This window comes from Neobacillus sp. DHD-1R (assembly GCF_057747995.1).
In genome coordinates this window covers 2,942,409-2,959,906 of sequence record NZ_CM173232.1, presented here as the reverse complement: position 1 = coordinate 2,959,906, position 17,498 = coordinate 2,942,409, and the positions used below count along the sequence as shown (strand labels likewise).

The window sequence follows — 17,498 nt, the reverse complement described above, 5'->3', positions numbered from 1 at the left end:
AATGGCAAACATGCGTGAAGTATTGGTGATTGGGGCAGGACCGGTCGGAATGACTGCTGCACTTGCACTACATAATCAAGGTATTCAAGCTACCATTATTGAAGCAGAACCCGAAGGACGCGAGCGCGCAGGCAGTCGGGCGATCTATCTTCATAGGGAAACGTTAAAATTATTAGAAAGTATTTCCCCAGGCTTAGGGTTCGAATTAGCGGATATTGGGATTGTTTGGCCCGTCAAGAAAACATACTATCGAGGAGAACCGGTTTACAAACGTGTATATGAACCACCGGCTCCGAACACGATTCCAGCTTTCTCAAGTTTACATCAACACGAAATAGAAAAAGCATTGTTTAAAGCCTGCCAAGCTGCCAATATTGAATTTATCTGGGGAGAACCTGTAAAAGACATAGTCACTACAAATGACGGATGTACGATTGAAACCGAAAAAGATAGTTGGAAAGCAAAGTATGTTCTTGCAGCAGATGGTGGACATTCTGCAGTAAGGAAGTCTCTGGGAATTAAATTTGAAGGGCCTCGTACAAGTGATGCGTTCGTGGTAGTAGATGTAAAAGAAGACGAAGAACATCCACTTCCTATTGAACGTATTTTCCACTATCAACATCCAGATGCTGGCGGCCGTAATGTGATGTATGTCCCATTTGCAGGGGGATGGCGCATCGATTTACAGTTATTAGATGATGATGATCGTGACTATTATGGATCTGAAGAAGGCGTACGTGAATGGCTTCCAAAAGTAATGAATCCCAAGTATACGGAACGTATTACATGGATATCAACCTATACATTCTATCAAGTTGTGGCAGAAACCTACACGGATGAAAATCGCCGCATTATTTTAGCCGGTGAAGCGGCCCATTTATTTGCGCCTTTCGGGGCACGAGGATTAAACTCAGGCGTACCGGATGCAATAGTAGGTGTCCGAGGGATTGCCTCGGCACTAAAGGCTGAAACGATGGAGGAAGCCCGTGCCGCCGTTGAAGCCGCAGCGAATGAACGGCTAAGCGCAGGTTTATATAATCGTGAATGTTCAAACTTAGCTCTTGAACATATTCAGGGTACGAATGATGAAATTAAACTAAAACGAGAAATTAGTGCTTTCTTAGCACCCCATATTCCAAAACTGGGAAAATGGTTAGACGAAGGTCCTTTTGGCCCGCGCTCTGGTCCGCCAGCATTATCCACAAAGTACTAATGGATGGTGGAATACAAGGTGGCATGTTAATTGAAGAAGACAGAAAATCGTAGACTCCATCTAATTTTCTCTTGAGCAGTAGTAAAATAGGAAATATAACGATACGCAAAATAACATCCAAGAAAACACGTATTTATAGGTAAACGTCTACTCCTCTTAAAACATGGACACATACACTATTTTTGAAACAATTTGAGGAGGAGATAAAAAATGGAAAGACAATTCTTTGGCGGTATGGGTTATGGAGGCTATCCTGGTTACGGTATGGGATACGGAGGTTATCCTGGTTACGGCATGGGCATAGGATATGGAGGATATGGAGGCTACTCTGGTTATGGTATGGGATATGGAGGTTATCCTTTCCATCATTATGGGTATGGAGGCTATCCTTTCCACCACCATCATGGATTCCATCACGGGTATTGTTGTTAAACTACAAAATGGATATAACCCTGGAGTGAAGTCATTGAGGTATTAAACTATCTAAAGGGATTAAAGTTTTTTCATCCATTTAAATAAGATTTAAATTTAAAAAAATTTCCCCCAAATGGGGCTTAACCTAATGGAAATTCACTTGAACGGATGCATAAGATAGAGTAGCCGACGCACCATAGCCCCATAATCTACATTGCACATACACCTTAATAGGAATTCTCAAATACAAAAAAGCCCTACACGGGCTTTTTTGTATTTTTAAGAAAAGTGTAATTGGTTTTACTTAGAAACAGATAACTGCTCCAACAATGATTAACAAGATAAACAATACAACGATTAATGCAAAAACGCCGCCGAAACCGACGCCGCCATAGCCGTATCCACCACCACCACCATATCCAAACATTAGATAGTCCTCCTTTATATCCTTATTCCTTATAAAATATGTTGAGAAATTAAGGTAGGAAGGGCTATTTCACTGGTTTTTATGAGGTTAATTATCAAGTTTAGTGAAAGTAAACAGAATCCGTGAAGGGCAGAACACTTTTTAAGGGGGAAAAGGACTTGATGGGATTTGAACCCATAAGATGCATAAATCATAACGGCGATATGATTTAGCTGCTCTACATTGAGCTACAAGTCCTAAAGATAGTTTGTGTAGTATCTGAGTCTTTATTCTAATAAATTTAAATATGGGTTACACCCACATTATTGTATAATTCCTATCCTTTCCAAAGATAATATGAGAGATTAACCAAAGGAGATGATAAAGATGGAAACAAAGGATGATTTTTTAACTGGAGCTAAAGTAACAAAGGATAATCAAATTTATGGAACGCCTAATAGCAAGAGCAAAAACGGTACCGGAGACTCACCAAATGATAATGTCGGTAATAATAAAAAGGGTCTTGATCGTTAAATGAACAGCCAAGAGAAATACTTGGCTGCTTTTTCTTTTACCATCAAAACAGTGAATTAAAACGATCGTAAATGTCCTTTTATTATCAGTGCTCGGGGCGAACCGAAAAAAGCAAAGAATCGTCCCCTTTTTTACTAGTTTTTTATTTCCTAAACTCATTCAATCTCTCATAAGTTTCAAGCAAGAAATCATAAAACAATTCTTCTGTGGGGAGCAGTTTACGTTGGGTTGGATAGATGACACCAACTGTTCGTGTAAGCCGCGCATCATTTATGGGGATCACCACGGTGGACCGCGGTGTGTTATCGACCAAGGTCATCTCTGGCATCAATGCTACCCCTAGGCCTGTCGAGACTAATCCCTTTAAGGCATCGATATCTTTGCCTTCGAAGGCGATTTGTGGGGAAAAACCTGCATCCTTACAGGCTTGCACCACTTGTTCACGAAATTTAAATCCCTCAGGCAGGACACAGAAGGAATCATCCTTTAAATCCCGCAGCCGAATCGATTTCCGGTCAGCTAAAGGATGATGCAAAGGGAGGAGGGCCACTATATTTTCTATGAAAAGAGTCGCCCCTTTAATTTTTTTCTCTTTTTCCGGATTGGGCATAGGAGCAATCATAGCCAAATTAAATTCACCATTTACCACACCATCGATTAAATCATTGTAAAGGGCATTGCTCATTTGAAATTTAGCTTCTGGATATCGAGTGCGAAAAGCATAAATGATGGAGGGCAATGTATGAGCCGCCATGCTTATCGGGAAGGCAATTCGAACGGTCCCTTTTTCAGGATCTAAATATTCTTTGATTTCTCTTTTGGAATCCTCGATCAAGTTCCACACTTGCTTCATCCGTTCATAAAAAATTCTCCCGAGTGGAGTTAATTTTACGCTTCTTCCCTCCCGGATAAACAGGGCTACTCCTAATTCGTTTTCTAAATTAACTATTTGTCTGCTAACGGAAGACTGGGCAACATGCAGGGCATCCGCTGCTTCTGTTACATGTTCTCGTTTTGCTGCTTCTAGGAAATATCGAATTTGCCTCGTCTCCATTTATTCATCACTCCATATTCATGCATAAAACGCATTGATTTCATCTAAAATGAATATTGAAACTATCAATTATAAAATTATAAAATGAAACTACAATTAAGAAAAGAAAATTTTCGGTCTTTTAAAAAAAATTAGGGGCGAACATTATGAAAATGCTGGAAAAAATAGAAGAAAATCAAATACAAAACGTCAAGGATTACGTAAATCAGTTATTGAACATTGTTCAAAAGCGTAATCCGAATGAAACAGAGTTCCAGCAGGCTGTTAAAGAAGTCCTTGATTCTTTAGTACCTGTCCTTATAAAAAATCCGGTCTATATCCAACAAGCTGTTCTAGAAAGAATCATCGAACCAGAGCGAATGATCATTTTTAGAGTTCCATGGGTGGATGATAATGGGAATGTAAAGGTGAATCGTGGATTTCGTGTCCAGTTTAATAGCGCGATTGGACCATATAAGGGCGGACTAAGATTTCACCCTTCTGTTAACGCAAGTATAATCAAATTTCTCGGGTTTGAGCAAATCTTCAAAAACTCCTTAACCGGTCAGCCCATTGGCGGAGGAAAAGGCGGTTCTGACTTTGATCCAAAAGGTAAATCCGATTTCGAAATTATGCGCTTTTGTCAGAGCTTTATGACAGAGCTTAGCAGACATATCGGGCCGGATGTCGATGTACCTGCAGGTGATATCGGAGTAGGGGCGAGAGAAATTGGTTATATGTTCGGGCAATTTAAAAAATTAAAAGGTGCTTTTGAAGCAGGTGTCCTAACTGGAAAAGGGATTGGTTATGGCGGAAGCTTAGGCCGAAAAGAAGCGACAGGCTATGGATTAATCTACTTTGTCGAAGAGATGCTAAAAAGTCAGGGATTGAGTTTTCAAGACAGGACAGTTGTCGTTTCTGGTTCAGGTAATGTATCGATTTATGCAATCGAAAAAGCAATCCAGTTTGGTGCGAAAGTAGTAGCATGCAGTGATTCAAATGGCTATGTGTATGATCCAAATGGAATTAACTTGGATACAGTGAAACGATTAAAAGAAGTAGAGAATAAACGAATCAGTGAATATGTCAAAGAACATCCAGAGGCTGCCTATCAAGAAGGGTGTACTGGTATTTGGGCGATCCCGTGCGATATTGCTTTACCATGTGCAACCCAAAATGAAATAAATAAGGAAGCGGCAGAAATATTAGTTTCAAATGGAGTAAAGGCTGTCGGCGAAGGGGCTAATATGCCTTCCACTCTTGAGGCAATCGATTCTTTTCTAGAACATCATGTTTTATTCGCTCCTGCCAAAGCAGCAAATGCAGGCGGAGTTGCCGTTTCCGCATTAGAAATGGCGCAAAATAGCGCTCGGCTCGCTTGGACACTAGAAGAAGTGGATCTAAAATTACAAGACATCATGAAAAATATTTATAGTAAGAGTATGAAAGCATCAGAAGATTATGATGCAGCAGGGAACCTTGTTGTCGGTGCTAATATTGCCGGATTCGTAAAAGTAGCGGATGCCATGATCGCACAAGGAATTATTTAACAATTAATGCACAATATACGACGAAAGGTCACTGATAGGTGGCCTTTTTGTTGTTTTGTGAGAAACTATAACGATTTTATCAAAATTTATGGTAGGAATATTAAAAGAAACACCGAAATAATTATTACTCACGGAATTAATACCCTTTCAAAAAACGATTCGAAGGGAGAGCAGGATCAATTGACACTTGAAAATAGCATTCAGTACTATCGTTGTTCAGAAGTAGAGGACCGTCTCATTTATCAAGCCTTTCATGTTGGCTTTTCTGATTATTTAATTAAAATGGATATTGCTGAGGATGTATTCCTTGCACGGTTCTTTGGTCCGGAAGGGAATAGGAGAGAAAACTCCTTTATTGCCATTTATCAGGATGAACCTGTTGGGGTCATTCTAGGAGGCAAGAAGAATTATGAAGGAATCCAAACGATGAGATGTGGAACGTTAGCGGTTCAGCCAGGTTACAGAGGAAAGGGAATCAGCCAGAGACTATTTGAACTCCATAAGGAAGAGGCGGTCCAACACGATTGTAAACAGCTGTTTCTAGAAGTCATTGTAGGTAATGATCGGGCGATCCGTTTTTATGAAAAACTGGGGTATGAGAAAATTTATGACATAGTCTACTATGCCCTTGAGGATTTATCTCTGTTGCAGAAATCTTGCTCGGAGTTCTTCATTAATCGAATCCAATTCCAAGACTTCAAACAGGCTGCAGAAAAGTGGGACTATCATATTAATTGGCAGAATGATCTCGATTTTATCGAAAAAATAAGCGATACCTTCTTTTATGGCGTCTTCATTCAGGACCGTTTGGCAGGCTGTTTAGCGGTTTCGAAAGCCGGAACAATCCATTTTTTAATGGTCGATAAGGCGGAAAGAGGGAAGGGTGTTGGAACGCAACTTTTTCAAACAGCCATAGAAGAGCTCAACCTCTCTAGGCTGTCGGCTGGTTTTCCAAATAACAGCCTTCTCGAGGGATTTTTGAAGAAGAAAGGGTTTAAAAAGGGAGAACTGAAACAATTTGAGATGTATTTACTCCTTTAAACAGACAAGGAAGTTTTCCTGGTCAAGGGACTGCTTTTAGTTGCATATCTATAAAGTGCCATTAACCATGACGTGTGAATATTCACACGTTATTTTCTGTTCAACGATGGCGTAGCGAGAATACACAGACATCAAAGTACCCAGCACAACTCTTTTTAAATTTCTCTCTTTTAGTTAGAATTGAAAGTATAGACATAGTGACATTTGGTTGGAAGGGGAAAATGTATGCCATTAGAAATCGTTCGCAATGATATAACAAAGATGGAAGTCGATGCGATTGTGAATGCTGCGAACACCTCGTTGAAAAGGGGTGGTGGGGTTTGTGGCGCTATATTTCGTGCGGCTGGTGCCAGTGCACTGCAAGAAGCCTGCGATCAAATTGGCGGGTGCAAGGTGGGGGAAGCCGTAATAACTGATGGGTTTCAGTTGGATGCTAAATTTATCATCCATACGCCAGGTCCGATGTGGCAGGGCGGGGGAAATCAAGAGGAAGCGCTGTTAAAGGCCTCCTACCTAAACTCTTTGGAGCTGGCAAAAAAATATCACTGTGAGTCGATCGCATTTCCACTGATTTCGGCTGGCATCTATGGGTATCCAAAAGAGGAAGCCTTACAAATTGCGGTTTCTACGATTAGTTCCTTTTTATTACATCATGATATGCTTGTTTACCTTGTTGTTTTTGATAAAAATTCGTTTGGAATCAGCAAGAAGTTATTCACATCGATTCATCAATATATTGATGAGCATTATGTAGAGGAAGCGGAAATCGCCTTTCCTCGTCATAATCAAGAACGATATCTATTGGAACAAAGGCAGGAAGTTGAAATTTTCCAAGAGGATGGCTATCTAGAGGCCGAGTATTCCTTAGTTGATCTGTTGGAACAGCTTGATGAATCCTTCTCCGAGCGGCTCCTTCGCTTAATCGATGAAAAAGGAATGACCGATGTCGAGACGTATAAGAGGGCCAATATTGACCGTAAATTATTCTCGAAAATTCGCAATAGCGTCGATTATACTCCGACGAAGAAAACCGCGATTGCTTTTGCGATTGCCTTAAAACTGACGTTTGAAGAAACGCTCGATTTGCTGACATCCGCTGGGTATACCTTATCACGCAGCAGCAAGTTCGATGTCATTATTGAGTACTTTATCCAACAAGCCAACTATAATATTCATGAAATCAATCAAGTCTTATTTACTTTTGATCAACCAATACTGGGTGCTTAAAATTGTCGCTTTCCAAGCGACCTTTTTTTATTGAATCCTTGTTATCCTAAGTTCATAAACGAACGGAGGATGAGTAGGATGAAAAGAAATGTAACCGAATTAGTGTTTATTTTAGATAAGAGTGGTTCGATGGCAGGACTTGAAGCAGATACAATTGGTGGATTTAATGCAATGCTGAAAAAACAGCAAAAAGCCGAGGGGGAAGCATTGGTGACGACCGCATTGTTCAATCACCAGTACGAATTATTACACGACCGAATCAATATTAGGGGAATTTCTCCCATTACCGAAAAGGATTATGAAGTTGGCGGTACGACCGCGTTATTAGATGCGATTGGGTTTACGATTCAAAAAATCATCAATGTACAAAAGCACACAAATGAGCAGGAACGTGCAGAAAAGGTACTTTTTGTAATTACAACAGATGGGATGGAAAATGCCAGCCAGGAATACGCGGCAGACAAAATCAAACAAATGGTGCAGGTTCAAAAGGAGAAATTCGGCTGGGAATTCATGTTCCTCGGTGCCAATATCGATGCGATCTCAACCGCTGCCCGTTTCGGTATCGATGAGGAATTTGCCGTGGATTACCATGCTGATAATGTCGGAACGCAGTTAAATTATGAAGCGGTAAACGAAGCCGTTATGAACCTTCGTAGTGGTAAAAAGTTAAACCGCAGCTGGAAAGAAGGGATTGAAAGGGATTATAAGCGGCGTTCTAGGAAAGGGTGATTAAAGAGGCTTTTGCGATATGAATAATAGTTTAAGATAGAAAAAACGAACATGGTGGTGGCGAAGTGTGTTTTCCATCAGCATGTTCGTTTTTTTCTATTCCCATTTCTAATTTGGTTCAAGTAAACCGGCTCTTATTGTAATTCCATCTTTAAAAGGCTTGTTTCCATAAACATTTGATCAAAAACATCAAGAAAGGTACGAACAAGGGGGGATTCTTCATTTTTCCTCCAAACTAAGGAAAGATCCATGGCTGCAGTATCATCTAAAATAGGTCTGAATACAATCCCTGAATTGTTATATTCCTGAGTTAAATTGGTAACAAGAGATACTCCCATTCCAGTTGAAATAAGGGTGAGAATGGTAAAAATTCCTTCTGCCTCTTGGATCACCTGTGGACTGAATCCGGCGCGGTTGCAAATGGAAATAATGGTATCATAATACCCCGGCTCATTTTTTCGATGAGCCATAATGAATGGTTCATGTTTAATTTTTCTAAGATCTAATGGTGATGGATCCATAGCTAAAGGATGTGTTGAAGGAAGTGCTATTACGAATGGGGCAGAGCAGACTAATCGTGAATTCAACGTACTGCTTTCAATCGGAGGACATAGAAAGCCTAATTTAATCTTATTTTCAAATAAAGAGCGAATTTGATTTGAAGATGACAGATGATGTAAAACCACGTGCACTTTAGGATATCTTTCTCGATATGTTCTAATTACTTGTATGAGTACATTACTCAAAATTCCTGTGTAGCCAATATTTAATTGACCTTGTTCTCCATGATGAATTCTACGAACCTCAACACGAGTTTTTTCCATTTGATTAAGAATGTCATAGACTTGTTCAAGGAAATACTTTCCTGCCTGCGTTAATTCAGTATGGCGTTTTGTTCGATAAAATAATTGAACGCCTAACTCTTTTTCTAATTGAGCGATTTGCTGGCTAAGAGGGGGTTGGCTCATATTTAATCGTTTAGCAGCACTGCCAAAATGTAGCTCCTCCGCGACTGCAATAAAATACCGTAAATGTCTAAACTCCATAGAAATCTCCTTATTTGGCTAGAATAATATTTTTTAAATATTAAAACAATTATATCATATATTGGACCATGTAAAGTAGTAAGTGGTACCATCATAAATAGAACAAAATATTATTCAAACTTTTCAGACTATTATAATTTTCTGATGACCATTTAGAACTAAATAAAAAGGGGAGGAGTTAAATGAACCATTCCATACTATCTGTCAATGATTTATTAAACAATTTATTTCAGAATCACGCTGATCGAATTGCTGTCCATTTTCCATCTCAAACCTTCACCTATCGAGAGTTACACTGTCACGCTAATAAGGTGGCACATGGACTAATGAAAAGAGGAGTTAAAAATAATACGAGAGTGGCTCTCCTTTTATCCAACACTCCTGAATACCTGATAAGTGAATTAGGAATCTTGTTTGCGGGAGGAACAAAAGTTCCTTTAAACAACATGCTTAGGGAAAGTGATATTCTTTATATTTTAAATGATTCTGATGCAGAAATATTAATCGTGGAAGAGTCATTTTTCTCGATTATAAAGAACATTCAAATGGAATTACCAAAAATAAAAACAATCGTTGGAGTCGGCAGTAAAGGGAATTTACCCGATTCGTTTATTTCATGGGAATCTTTTCAAGACAATGAACCTGAATCTATGGTAGCAGTACCAACTAACCCGTCTGATCTATCTTTAATCCTTTATACGGGTGGTACCACTGGGAAGCCTAAAGGGGTAGTGCATAATCATCAAGGAACCGTTCTAACCTATCTTTCTATTGCGATTGAGACGAATATGCATGAAGACGAAAAAATTTTATTGACTACACCACTGCCGCATGCTGCAGGACTTTATTTATACGCTGGAATGGTAAAAGGAGCACAAATTTATATTGAAAGTAAATTTGATCCAGAAAACGTCCTTACCCATATTGAAAAAAATAAGATTACATTTCTAAGTGCTGTTCCTACAACACTTTATCGTTTGTTTGATTTTATGGAAGAGAAGCATTTTGATGTTAGCTCCATTCGGACGATTCAATATGGAACCGCACCGATAACATCTAATCGATTGAGACAAGGTTTAGAAATGTTTGGGCAAGTATTTCTTCAAATTTATGGACTGACAGAAACGCAAAGTGCAGCAACATGGCTCAAGAAGGAAGAACATCGCACGGATGAAGCATCTATAAAAATATTAAAAAGCTGTGGCAAATCGACGATTATGAGCAGAATCAAAATAGTAGATCAAAAAGGAAAGGAAGTACCTCCTGGCGTAGAAGGAGAAATTGCTGTGAAAGCCCTTACGAATATGATTGGTTATCATAAGCTTCATGAAAAAACGGCAGAAACCCTAATAGACGGCTGGCTGCACACGGGTGATGTGGGAGTGATGGATGAGAAAGGATATCTTTTTCTGTTAGATAGGAAAAAAGATATGATCATTAGCGGCGGCATGAATGTTTATTCCTCAGAGGTTGAAAATGTCATCCAAAAGCATCCCGATGTACGTCAAGTAGCCGTTATCGGGATCCCTGATACGGATTGGGGGGAAGCCGTTACAGCGTTTATCATTCCAAAAAGCAAACAATTAAACATTGAAACAATCATACATTACTGCAAAAATAATCTTTCAAAATATAAGGTTCCCAAGGTGATTACTATTGTAGAATCGCTCCCTTTAACCCCTTACGGAAAAATTGATAAAAAAGCATTACGTGCCCCCTACTGGGAAGTCACCAACAGAAGAATTTAACGTCTAACCCATTTTTAATATTCAGGAGGATGATGATGAAGGATTACGTTACGATATTGGTAGAACGAAAAAAACCAGTCCTTAAGATTATTTTTAACAGACCAGCTAAAGCAAATGCAATGAATAAACAAATGAATATGGAACTGGATGACATTATTTCAGAAGTACGAAAAGATACAGATTATAAGTTTATTGTTTTTACTGGTAACGGAAAGACATTTTCAGCAGGTGCAGATATGAATGATGTCTTACACGGAATAGAAAATGATTCCTTCAGCTCTTCCTATATAAGGGAAGATCAAATCGCACGACAAGAGTTTTTAAGGAAGTTTGATGCACTCGACCAAATTACCATCGCAGCGATAAATGGTCCTATGTATGGCGCAGGTTTAGCCCTAGCGATGGTATGTGATTTTCGTATTATGGCAGACAACGCCACAGCTTGTCTCCCTGAGGTGGAACGAGGATTATTCTTTTCAGGAGGAGGAACACCACGATTAGTAAACCTAATCGGACCAGCTAGAGCAAAGGAGTTCATCATGTTATGTGATGTCATTGATGCTGCTAAATCTTTAAATATAGGTTTAGTCAATAAAGTTGTCCCACTCCAGGAATTAACAAATGCTACTGAAGAGTTAATAACTAAGTTGAATAGTAGACCTTTTTCTCCAATCAGGTTAACTAAAAAAATAGTAAATGCATCCATTCCGAGATTTGAAAATCTTTTATTTTATGAGCCAGAACTTCAGGAACAGATGATGTTGTACGGAGAGGCTCGACAAGAAATTGATAAATTTGTTGTAAGTAGGAAAGAAAATAGAAGTCTTAAGTAGTAATTAATATGAATGGGAGGAATTAAAAAATGAGTAATGAATGTTTATATAAAAAGTCCTATATTTCCCGCCTTGGAGAATTTAGTGATTTAACACCTGATACGTTTAAAGCATTTATAAGATTTGATTATTATGCCCTTAAGGGTGGTATGATCGATACAAAATTAAAGGAATTAATGGCCATTGCTGTAGCCCATACAACAGGATGTCCATACTGCATAGACTTACATGTGAATAAAGCAAAATCATTGGGAACCTCAAAGGAAGAAATGGCTGAAGCTATTATGGTAGCGACAGCTTTAAAAGCTGGATCTGCACTTGCCCATGGTGTAAACGCTTTAAATAGTTTTGACAATATAGCTGATGAAGAGTTATATAAGAAATCATATTTTAATAGATTAAAAGAGTTTTCCAATCTAAATGGCGATGTTTTCGGTGCATTTGTGGATTTTGATAAACAAGCATTGAAATCTGGCTTGCTTAGCGCAAAGGAAAAGGAACTAATTGCGGTCGCAGTTGCTCATACCACTGGCTGCCCTTATTGCATAGATATTCATACGAAGGGCGCAAAAAGGGCAAAAGCAGTTAAGGAAGAAGTTGCCGAGGCGATTATGGTCGCAACAGCTTTAAAAGCTGGATCTGCTTTAGCACACGGTGTAAATGCATTAAATGCATTTGATGAATAAAATTATTTCCAATTTTTAGGTCAAAATGTATGAATACTACCAAAGCATTCTGATGACGGTTATATTTTTCTTATTAAAGTTAGGCTAGTTGATTTCTAACTAACTATGTACACATATGAAAACGACAACCTAATTTCCAAGGGAGGAAACCTTTCGTGTCAAAAAAAATATATCTACTGTTCACCCTTATGGTGAGTATTTCAATTGCTTTACTCGGTTGCGGAAAATCAACAAGTGAAACAAGTTCAGGAAAAACGTCAGATAACGAAAAAGTATACAAACTTAGTTTTAATGTTCAAATTCCAGCAACCCATAAATTCCATACAGAAGTGGTAAAACCGTGGGCTGATCTTGTAGCAAAGGAAACCAATGGTAGAGTTCAGATAGAAATTTATAATAGCGGAGCGCTTGGAACACTTGCCACTGCGTATGATGATATAAAGGGCGGTGTATATGATATCGGCTATGTTAGCCCAGGTCTGCATTTGGACAGTAATTTATACCCGCTAACCATTGGTGATTTACCCTTTGGTATATCGGATAGTGCGGTAAAGTCGACGGTTTTGGGCCAGCTCAAAGACAAGTATATGAAAGACGCTTTTAAGGAGTCTACTCTTCTTTCCATATCCTCTACGGACTCTTATCAGTTGTATAGTAAGGAACCAGTGGAATCCATTAAAGATGTTAAGGGTCAAAAGCTCATTGTTCAAGGACCAGAAAGAATCGAAACTGTAAAGGGCTGGGGTGCTGTACCTGTTTCGTTAGGATTGGAACAAATCTATGAATCGCTTGAGAAAAACACAGTGAATCAAACAACTTATACATCCGTTGGTGCGGTTGGCCTTAAATTATACGAAGTTGCTCCATATTTAACCAAAATTGACCTAGGTGCAACAACACTTGTGTTTTTAATCAATTCAGATTCTCTTAATAAATTGCCTGATGATCTCAAGAAGCTTTTTGTGGAAGAGTTAGGACCTAAATTAGGTGAAATGACCGGGGATATGTATAAAAGCCAAGCAGATTTAGCCATTAAAGAATATGGTGAAAAAGTAAAAAGTAAAGGAGGGAAAGTAATCACATTAAAGAAGGAAGAATTAAAAGCATTTAAAAAACCAACCGAGAAAATATGGAATGCATGGGCAGAAGAGGCTAATAAAAAGGGATATCCTGGTGATGAAATATTGAAGGATTTTAAAAACATGATCAAAGAACAGGGCGTCGAACTGCCTTATTAAAAATCAGTCTCTATTGCCAAATTCACTCTTTTTTATAATTAGAAACTAGAAAGGGATCATTTGAATACTTTTAAAACAATTTATTCAAATGATCCTCCTATCTTTTCTGAATATCTTTTGAAAGAAGGTAGAGTCATGCACCATATTATTAAAGTAATTCACCTTATTACCAAAATTAATAAATGGGTATCTTATTTTACATTAGCTCTAATGATGATAGCCGTTACTTATTTTTCCATTTCAAGAAGTGCAGGGCATCCAGTCCTTGGAGATATAGAGTTAGTTCAGTTTACGATGGTTTTACTGATCATGGGTGCATTGGCAATAACTGAACAATCTAATTCCCATATTTCAATCGGACTGATTGTTGATAAATTTCCTCCCCGTTTTCAAGCTGCAATTAACTGTATTTCTCAAATCCTAACACTCATTTTTTGCTTTTTAGTTTGTTGGGTTTTTATATCTAGAATGAACTTTTTACAGGCCTCTGATTTGCTAAAAATCCCTTTTTATCCTATTAAGATTTTTCTCATATTTGGTTTTATTGGTTGGGGACTTGAATCCCTTTTAAGATTTTTTAAATCAGTTCGAAGTTTTTCATAAGGAGTGAGAAAATGTCAATTGAAACAGTTGGAGTAATCGTTATTATTTCTGTTTTTGTCCTTATGTTTCTACGAATCCCTATTGCGATTGCGATGGCAATTCCTGCTAGTATTGCAATCTTCTATTTAAAAGGCTGGGATACTTTAATGACAGCCATAGATAGTATTGTATGGTATCAGAGCTATAGCTATACCCTTTCAACCATCCCATTATTTGTTTTAATGGGGCAGTTCTTATATACGGCCGGAATTAGTGAGGAATTGTTTGATACTTTTCGAAAATGGTTTGGGAAAATAAAAGGCGGATTAGGACTTGCCACAATTGGTTCATCAGCGATGTTCGCAGCAGCTTCGGGGTCGAGTGTTGCAAACACTGGGACAATGGGTGTAATTGCATCAAAAGAAATGTTAAAAGCAGGGTATAGTAAGACTTTGACTGGTGGTTCGATTGTTGCTGGCGGTGCATTGGGCATATTAATCCCACCCAGTACCACCTTTATCATTTATGGGATGATAACAGAACAATCCATTGGTGCACTTTTAACAGCAGGAGTTATTCCAGGTATATTGTTGACCATTTTCTTCATGCTTACGATTGTTATATGTGTAATTGTAAAGCCAAGTTTAGTCTCAAATACAATTGAACCAAGTGTCAGTTGGAAAGAACGTTTTATTTCTTTAAAGTCTAACATAAGTATTATTTTAATGTTTGTAGTTGTTGTAGGCGGTCTTTATCTAGGTATATTTACAGCTACAGAAGCAGCAGGAGTAGGGGCTTTTGGTGCCTTTCTTATCGGGTTAATACGGAAAAAGCTAACATTTGAAAAATTTTCTGAAGCTATTATAAGTACTATAAAAACAACTGGTTTTATGTTTGCTATTTTGCTTGGCGCATTTATATTAAACTATGTTTTGGTCATCACTCGTCTTCCATATTTGTTAGCTAATTTCCTTTTTGAAAATAACCTTTCACCAACCATGATTTTTGTATTAATCATTTTAATGTACATTATATTAGGAGCACTAATGGATACCTTAGCGATGATGGTAGTAACCATACCTATCCTTATGCCAGTATTGCAAATGGCTGGCTTTGATTTAGTTTGGTTCGGTGTTATCATTGTGCTGGTTGTAGAGATGGCCTTAATATCTCCACCTGTTGGAATGAATTGTTTTGTCTTAAAAGGAGTTTCAGAGGACCTAGAATTGGTTGATATTTTTAAGGGAGCATTAATATTTATGATACCCATTCTACTTCTCATCGTTTTAATTTATATATTCCCAGAAATCGCCCTATTTTTACCTAATACAATGCGATAATCTTTGTAAAATATTTCAGGTGTCTGAATGAACGGGCACTTTTTTCTTGCATTTCTTTTTTAAAGTATTAAAAAGTTTGCTACTAAGTGAATCACATTTTAAACTAATTTTTCCGAAACTTCTGAAATAAATTGACGATGACTATCATAATATGGTAATTTTTTCTTAAGCAAACGCTTTCCTACTATAAATTGTTTTGATTTGCACTATAAAGATTTTATTCTCAAATTATCAGAATGAATGGAGGAGTGTAATACATATGTCAAATGTTCCGTTAATCTTTAAAAACTTGAGGATTCCAGTCATTGGTTCACCAATGTTCATTATTAGCAATCCAAAACTAGTGATCGAGCAATGTAAGGCAGGAATCGTTGGTGCAATGCCCGCATTAAATGCTAGACCAGCCTCGCAGCTTGAAGAATGGCTCGCAGAAATCACCGAAGAGCTCGCAGATTATAATTCCCGTAACCCAGAGCGTCCAGCCGCACCGTTTGCCATTAATCAGATCGTGCACAAGTCCAATGACCGACTTGAACATGACATGGAACTATGTGTGAAATACAAAGTACCAATTATCATTTCGTCTCTAGGGGCGCGAGAAGAAATCAATGTAGCCGCGCACAGTTATGGAGGCATTGTTTTTCACGATATCATCAATAACAAGTTCGCCCATAAGGCGATTGAAAAAGGAGCAGATGGCCTGATTGCGGTTGCTGCAGGTGCAGGCGGACATGCAGGGGTCAAGAGTCCGTTTGCCTTGATTCAGGAAATCCGCGAGTGGTTTGATGGTCCGCTAGCTTTATCGGGAGCTATTGCCAATGGCAAAGCGATCCTTGCTGCTCAAGCTATGGGAGCTGATTTTGCTTATATCGGCTCGCCATTTATTGCCACGCACGAAGCAAGGGCTGCTGACGGATATAAGCAGGCCATTGTAGAATCCACCTCTGATGATATTGTCTATAGCAATCTATTCACTGGTGTCCATGGCAACTATCTTGCGCCTTCGATCCGCGCTGCCGGTTTGGACCCCGATGCACTTCCTGAAAGTGATGCTGTTAACATGAATTTTGGCGGGGATGGAAAGGCGAAGGCTTGGAAAGATATTTGGGGAAGCGGACAGGGGATTGGGGCGATCAAAAAGGTCTCAAGTACAGCCGAATATGTCAGCAAGCTCCATCAAGAGTATCTTGCTGCACGAGAGAAATTTGTGAAAGCCAGTGAATTATTTGTTTAATGAAATGGGATAAATGATTACTATTACTTTTACTAGTATTGTGAAACGAAACGATTGTTATATTCAACTTGTTTATTTTTTCACTAAAATTGTGCAATTTTTGCAAAGCAAACTGTGGAAGATAAATAAATTTTAAGTGTCTGATAAGATTCAGACACTTTTTTGTATTTTCCTATTTAATTATGAAAGCACAATCTGTAATAATTTGTCTTAAATAAAATTTAGCGAAGCAGACGATAGTATCAATATGTAAACTTAATATAATTATAATTTAGTGAAAATGTGTTCACTTATCGGGTGCGAAATAATCTGAACTTCGAATTGATAAATGCCCGTTTGAGATAAACGACCGTATCGGTGATTTTAAAGGGAGTACAGTCGTTTAGAAACTTGATAAACTACCGTATCAATGATTTACAAAGGAGTTCGGTCGTTTAGGACCTTGATAAACGACAGTATATTTGATTTTAAAGGGAGTTCGGTCGTTTAGAACCTTGATAAACGACCCTATCGATGATCTCCAAAGGAGTTCGGTCGTTTAGAGCCTTGATAAACGACCCTATCGATGATCTCCAAAGGAGTTCGGTCGTTTAGAGCCTTGATAAACGACCCTATCGATGATCTCCAAAGGAGTTCGGTCG

General features: G+C 38.4%; 17 protein-coding genes and 1 tRNA gene. 14 read left to right on the top strand and 4 right to left on the bottom strand.

All coding sequences use genetic code 11. The annotated features are described in order from the left end of the window. Position 1: 1 nt before the first annotated feature. Positions 2-1,213 carry an FAD-dependent monooxygenase gene (locus tag AC3ANL_RS14305; RefSeq protein WP_488325111.1) on the top strand — a complete coding sequence of 404 codons (1,212 nt, stop codon included), beginning with the start codon at positions 2-4 and terminating at the stop codon, positions 1,211-1,213. Positions 1,214-1,423: 210 nt separating this feature from the next. Further along, complete coding sequence (locus AC3ANL_RS14300; RefSeq protein WP_488325110.1) at positions 1,424-1,645, top strand: hypothetical protein; 222 nt, start codon at positions 1,424-1,426, stop codon at positions 1,643-1,645. 286 nt (positions 1,646-1,931) lie between these two features. Here AC3ANL_RS14300 and AC3ANL_RS14295 read toward each other — a convergent pair whose 3' ends face one another. Beyond that, positions 1,932-2,054: a YjcZ family sporulation protein gene (locus AC3ANL_RS14295; RefSeq protein WP_488325109.1), complete on the bottom strand. Its 123-nt coding sequence runs from the start codon at positions 2,052-2,054 to the stop codon at positions 1,932-1,934. 153 nt (positions 2,055-2,207) lie between these two features. After that, positions 2,208-2,291 (bottom strand) — tRNA-OTHER (locus AC3ANL_RS14290). Between the two features lie 129 nt (positions 2,292-2,420). Between AC3ANL_RS14290 and AC3ANL_RS14285 the strand changes: the two genes are divergently transcribed. Beyond that, entirely contained in the window at positions 2,421-2,567 is a 147-nt protein-coding gene (locus tag AC3ANL_RS14285; RefSeq protein WP_488325108.1) for a hypothetical protein, read from the top strand. Between the two features lie 142 nt (positions 2,568-2,709). On the opposite strand, the gene gltC is transcribed toward AC3ANL_RS14285, so the two are convergent. Continuing rightward, a complete protein-coding gene (gene gltC, locus AC3ANL_RS14280; RefSeq protein WP_488325107.1) occupies positions 2,710-3,621 on the bottom strand; it encodes a glutamate biosynthesis transcriptional regulator GltC in 912 nt (303 codons plus the stop codon). A 146-nt stretch (positions 3,622-3,767) separates the two neighbouring features. Here gltC and gdhA point away from each other — a divergent pair, with 146 nt between their 5' ends. The 4 genes from gdhA to AC3ANL_RS14260 all read left to right on the top strand — a co-directional run bounded on the left by gdhA (position 3,768) and on the right by AC3ANL_RS14260 (position 8,150). Further along, positions 3,768-5,150, top strand: coding sequence for an NADP-specific glutamate dehydrogenase (gdhA, locus tag AC3ANL_RS14275; protein WP_488325106.1), 1,383 nt, complete (start codon positions 3,768-3,770; stop codon positions 5,148-5,150). 180 nt (positions 5,151-5,330) lie between these two features. Next, positions 5,331-6,191: a GNAT family N-acetyltransferase gene (locus AC3ANL_RS14270; protein WP_488325105.1), complete on the top strand. Its 861-nt coding sequence runs from the start codon at positions 5,331-5,333 to the stop codon at positions 6,189-6,191. A gap of 225 nt (positions 6,192-6,416) precedes the next feature. After that, complete coding sequence (locus tag AC3ANL_RS14265) at positions 6,417-7,418, top strand: macro domain-containing protein (protein WP_488325104.1); 1,002 nt, start codon at positions 6,417-6,419, stop codon at positions 7,416-7,418. A gap of 78 nt (positions 7,419-7,496) precedes the next feature. Then, positions 7,497-8,150 carry a vWA domain-containing protein gene (locus AC3ANL_RS14260; RefSeq protein WP_488325103.1) on the top strand — a complete coding sequence of 218 codons (654 nt, stop codon included), beginning with the start codon at positions 7,497-7,499 and terminating at the stop codon, positions 8,148-8,150. 134 nt (positions 8,151-8,284) lie between these two features. On the opposite strand, the gene AC3ANL_RS14255 is transcribed toward AC3ANL_RS14260, so the two are convergent. Continuing rightward, positions 8,285-9,196 carry a LysR substrate-binding domain-containing protein gene (locus tag AC3ANL_RS14255; RefSeq protein WP_488325102.1) on the bottom strand — a complete coding sequence of 304 codons (912 nt, stop codon included), beginning with the start codon at positions 9,194-9,196 and terminating at the stop codon, positions 8,285-8,287. A gap of 182 nt (positions 9,197-9,378) precedes the next feature. On the opposite strand from AC3ANL_RS14255, the gene AC3ANL_RS14250 reads away from it, so the two are divergent. The 7 genes from AC3ANL_RS14250 to AC3ANL_RS14220 all read left to right on the top strand — a co-directional run bounded on the left by AC3ANL_RS14250 (position 9,379) and on the right by AC3ANL_RS14220 (position 16,857). Further along, a complete protein-coding gene (locus tag AC3ANL_RS14250) occupies positions 9,379-10,944 on the top strand; it encodes a long-chain-fatty-acid--CoA ligase (protein ID WP_488325101.1) in 1,566 nt (521 codons plus the stop codon). Between the two features lie 35 nt (positions 10,945-10,979). Then, on the top strand, positions 10,980-11,777 hold the full coding sequence (locus AC3ANL_RS14245) for an enoyl-CoA hydratase/isomerase family protein (RefSeq protein ID WP_488325100.1): 798 nt from the start codon (positions 10,980-10,982) through the stop codon (positions 11,775-11,777). 29 nt (positions 11,778-11,806) lie between these two features. Further along, positions 11,807-12,463, top strand: a complete 657-nt coding sequence (locus tag AC3ANL_RS14240; protein ID WP_488325099.1) for a carboxymuconolactone decarboxylase family protein — start codon at positions 11,807-11,809, stop codon at positions 12,461-12,463. 155 nt (positions 12,464-12,618) lie between these two features. Next, complete coding sequence (gene dctP / locus AC3ANL_RS14235) at positions 12,619-13,701, top strand: TRAP transporter substrate-binding protein DctP (protein ID WP_488325098.1); 1,083 nt, start codon at positions 12,619-12,621, stop codon at positions 13,699-13,701. Positions 13,702-13,761: 60 nt separating this feature from the next. Further along, positions 13,762-14,304, top strand: coding sequence for a TRAP transporter small permease (locus AC3ANL_RS14230; protein WP_488325097.1), 543 nt, complete (start codon positions 13,762-13,764; stop codon positions 14,302-14,304). A gap of 11 nt (positions 14,305-14,315) precedes the next feature. Then, positions 14,316-15,623, top strand: a complete 1,308-nt coding sequence (locus AC3ANL_RS14225) for a TRAP transporter large permease (protein WP_488325096.1) — start codon at positions 14,316-14,318, stop codon at positions 15,621-15,623. Positions 15,624-15,882: 259 nt separating this feature from the next. Next, positions 15,883-16,857 (top strand): NAD(P)H-dependent flavin oxidoreductase, encoded by a 975-nt coding sequence (locus AC3ANL_RS14220; protein ID WP_488325095.1) that lies wholly within the window; start codon positions 15,883-15,885, stop codon positions 16,855-16,857. Positions 16,858-17,498: the final 641 nt, after the last annotated feature.

Coding starts and splice junctions, on each gene's coding strand:
- AC3ANL_RS14250 (WP_488325101.1), top strand. CDS start 9,379: ATGAACCATTCCATACTATCTGTCAATGATTTATTAAACAATTTATTT.
- AC3ANL_RS14300 (WP_488325110.1), top strand. CDS start 1,424: ATGGAAAGACAATTCTTTGGCGGTATGGGTTATGGAGGCTATCCTGGT.
- AC3ANL_RS14265 (WP_488325104.1), top strand. CDS start 6,417: ATGCCATTAGAAATCGTTCGCAATGATATAACAAAGATGGAAGTCGAT.
- AC3ANL_RS14220 (WP_488325095.1), top strand. CDS start 15,883: ATGTCAAATGTTCCGTTAATCTTTAAAAACTTGAGGATTCCAGTCATT.
- AC3ANL_RS14245 (WP_488325100.1), top strand. CDS start 10,980: ATGAAGGATTACGTTACGATATTGGTAGAACGAAAAAAACCAGTCCTT.
- AC3ANL_RS14305 (WP_488325111.1), top strand. CDS start 2: ATGGCAAACATGCGTGAAGTATTGGTGATTGGGGCAGGACCGGTCGGA.
- AC3ANL_RS14285 (WP_488325108.1), top strand. CDS start 2,421: ATGGAAACAAAGGATGATTTTTTAACTGGAGCTAAAGTAACAAAGGAT.
- gltC (WP_488325107.1), bottom strand. CDS start 3,621: ATGGAGACGAGGCAAATTCGATATTTCCTAGAAGCAGCAAAACGAGAA.
- AC3ANL_RS14260 (WP_488325103.1), top strand. CDS start 7,497: ATGAAAAGAAATGTAACCGAATTAGTGTTTATTTTAGATAAGAGTGGT.
- AC3ANL_RS14240 (WP_488325099.1), top strand. CDS start 11,807: ATGAGTAATGAATGTTTATATAAAAAGTCCTATATTTCCCGCCTTGGA.
- gdhA (WP_488325106.1), top strand. CDS start 3,768: ATGAAAATGCTGGAAAAAATAGAAGAAAATCAAATACAAAACGTCAAG.
- AC3ANL_RS14255 (WP_488325102.1), bottom strand. CDS start 9,196: ATGGAGTTTAGACATTTACGGTATTTTATTGCAGTCGCGGAGGAGCTA.
- AC3ANL_RS14225 (WP_488325096.1), top strand. CDS start 14,316: ATGTCAATTGAAACAGTTGGAGTAATCGTTATTATTTCTGTTTTTGTC.
- AC3ANL_RS14295 (WP_488325109.1), bottom strand. CDS start 2,054: ATGTTTGGATATGGTGGTGGTGGTGGATACGGCTATGGCGGCGTCGGT.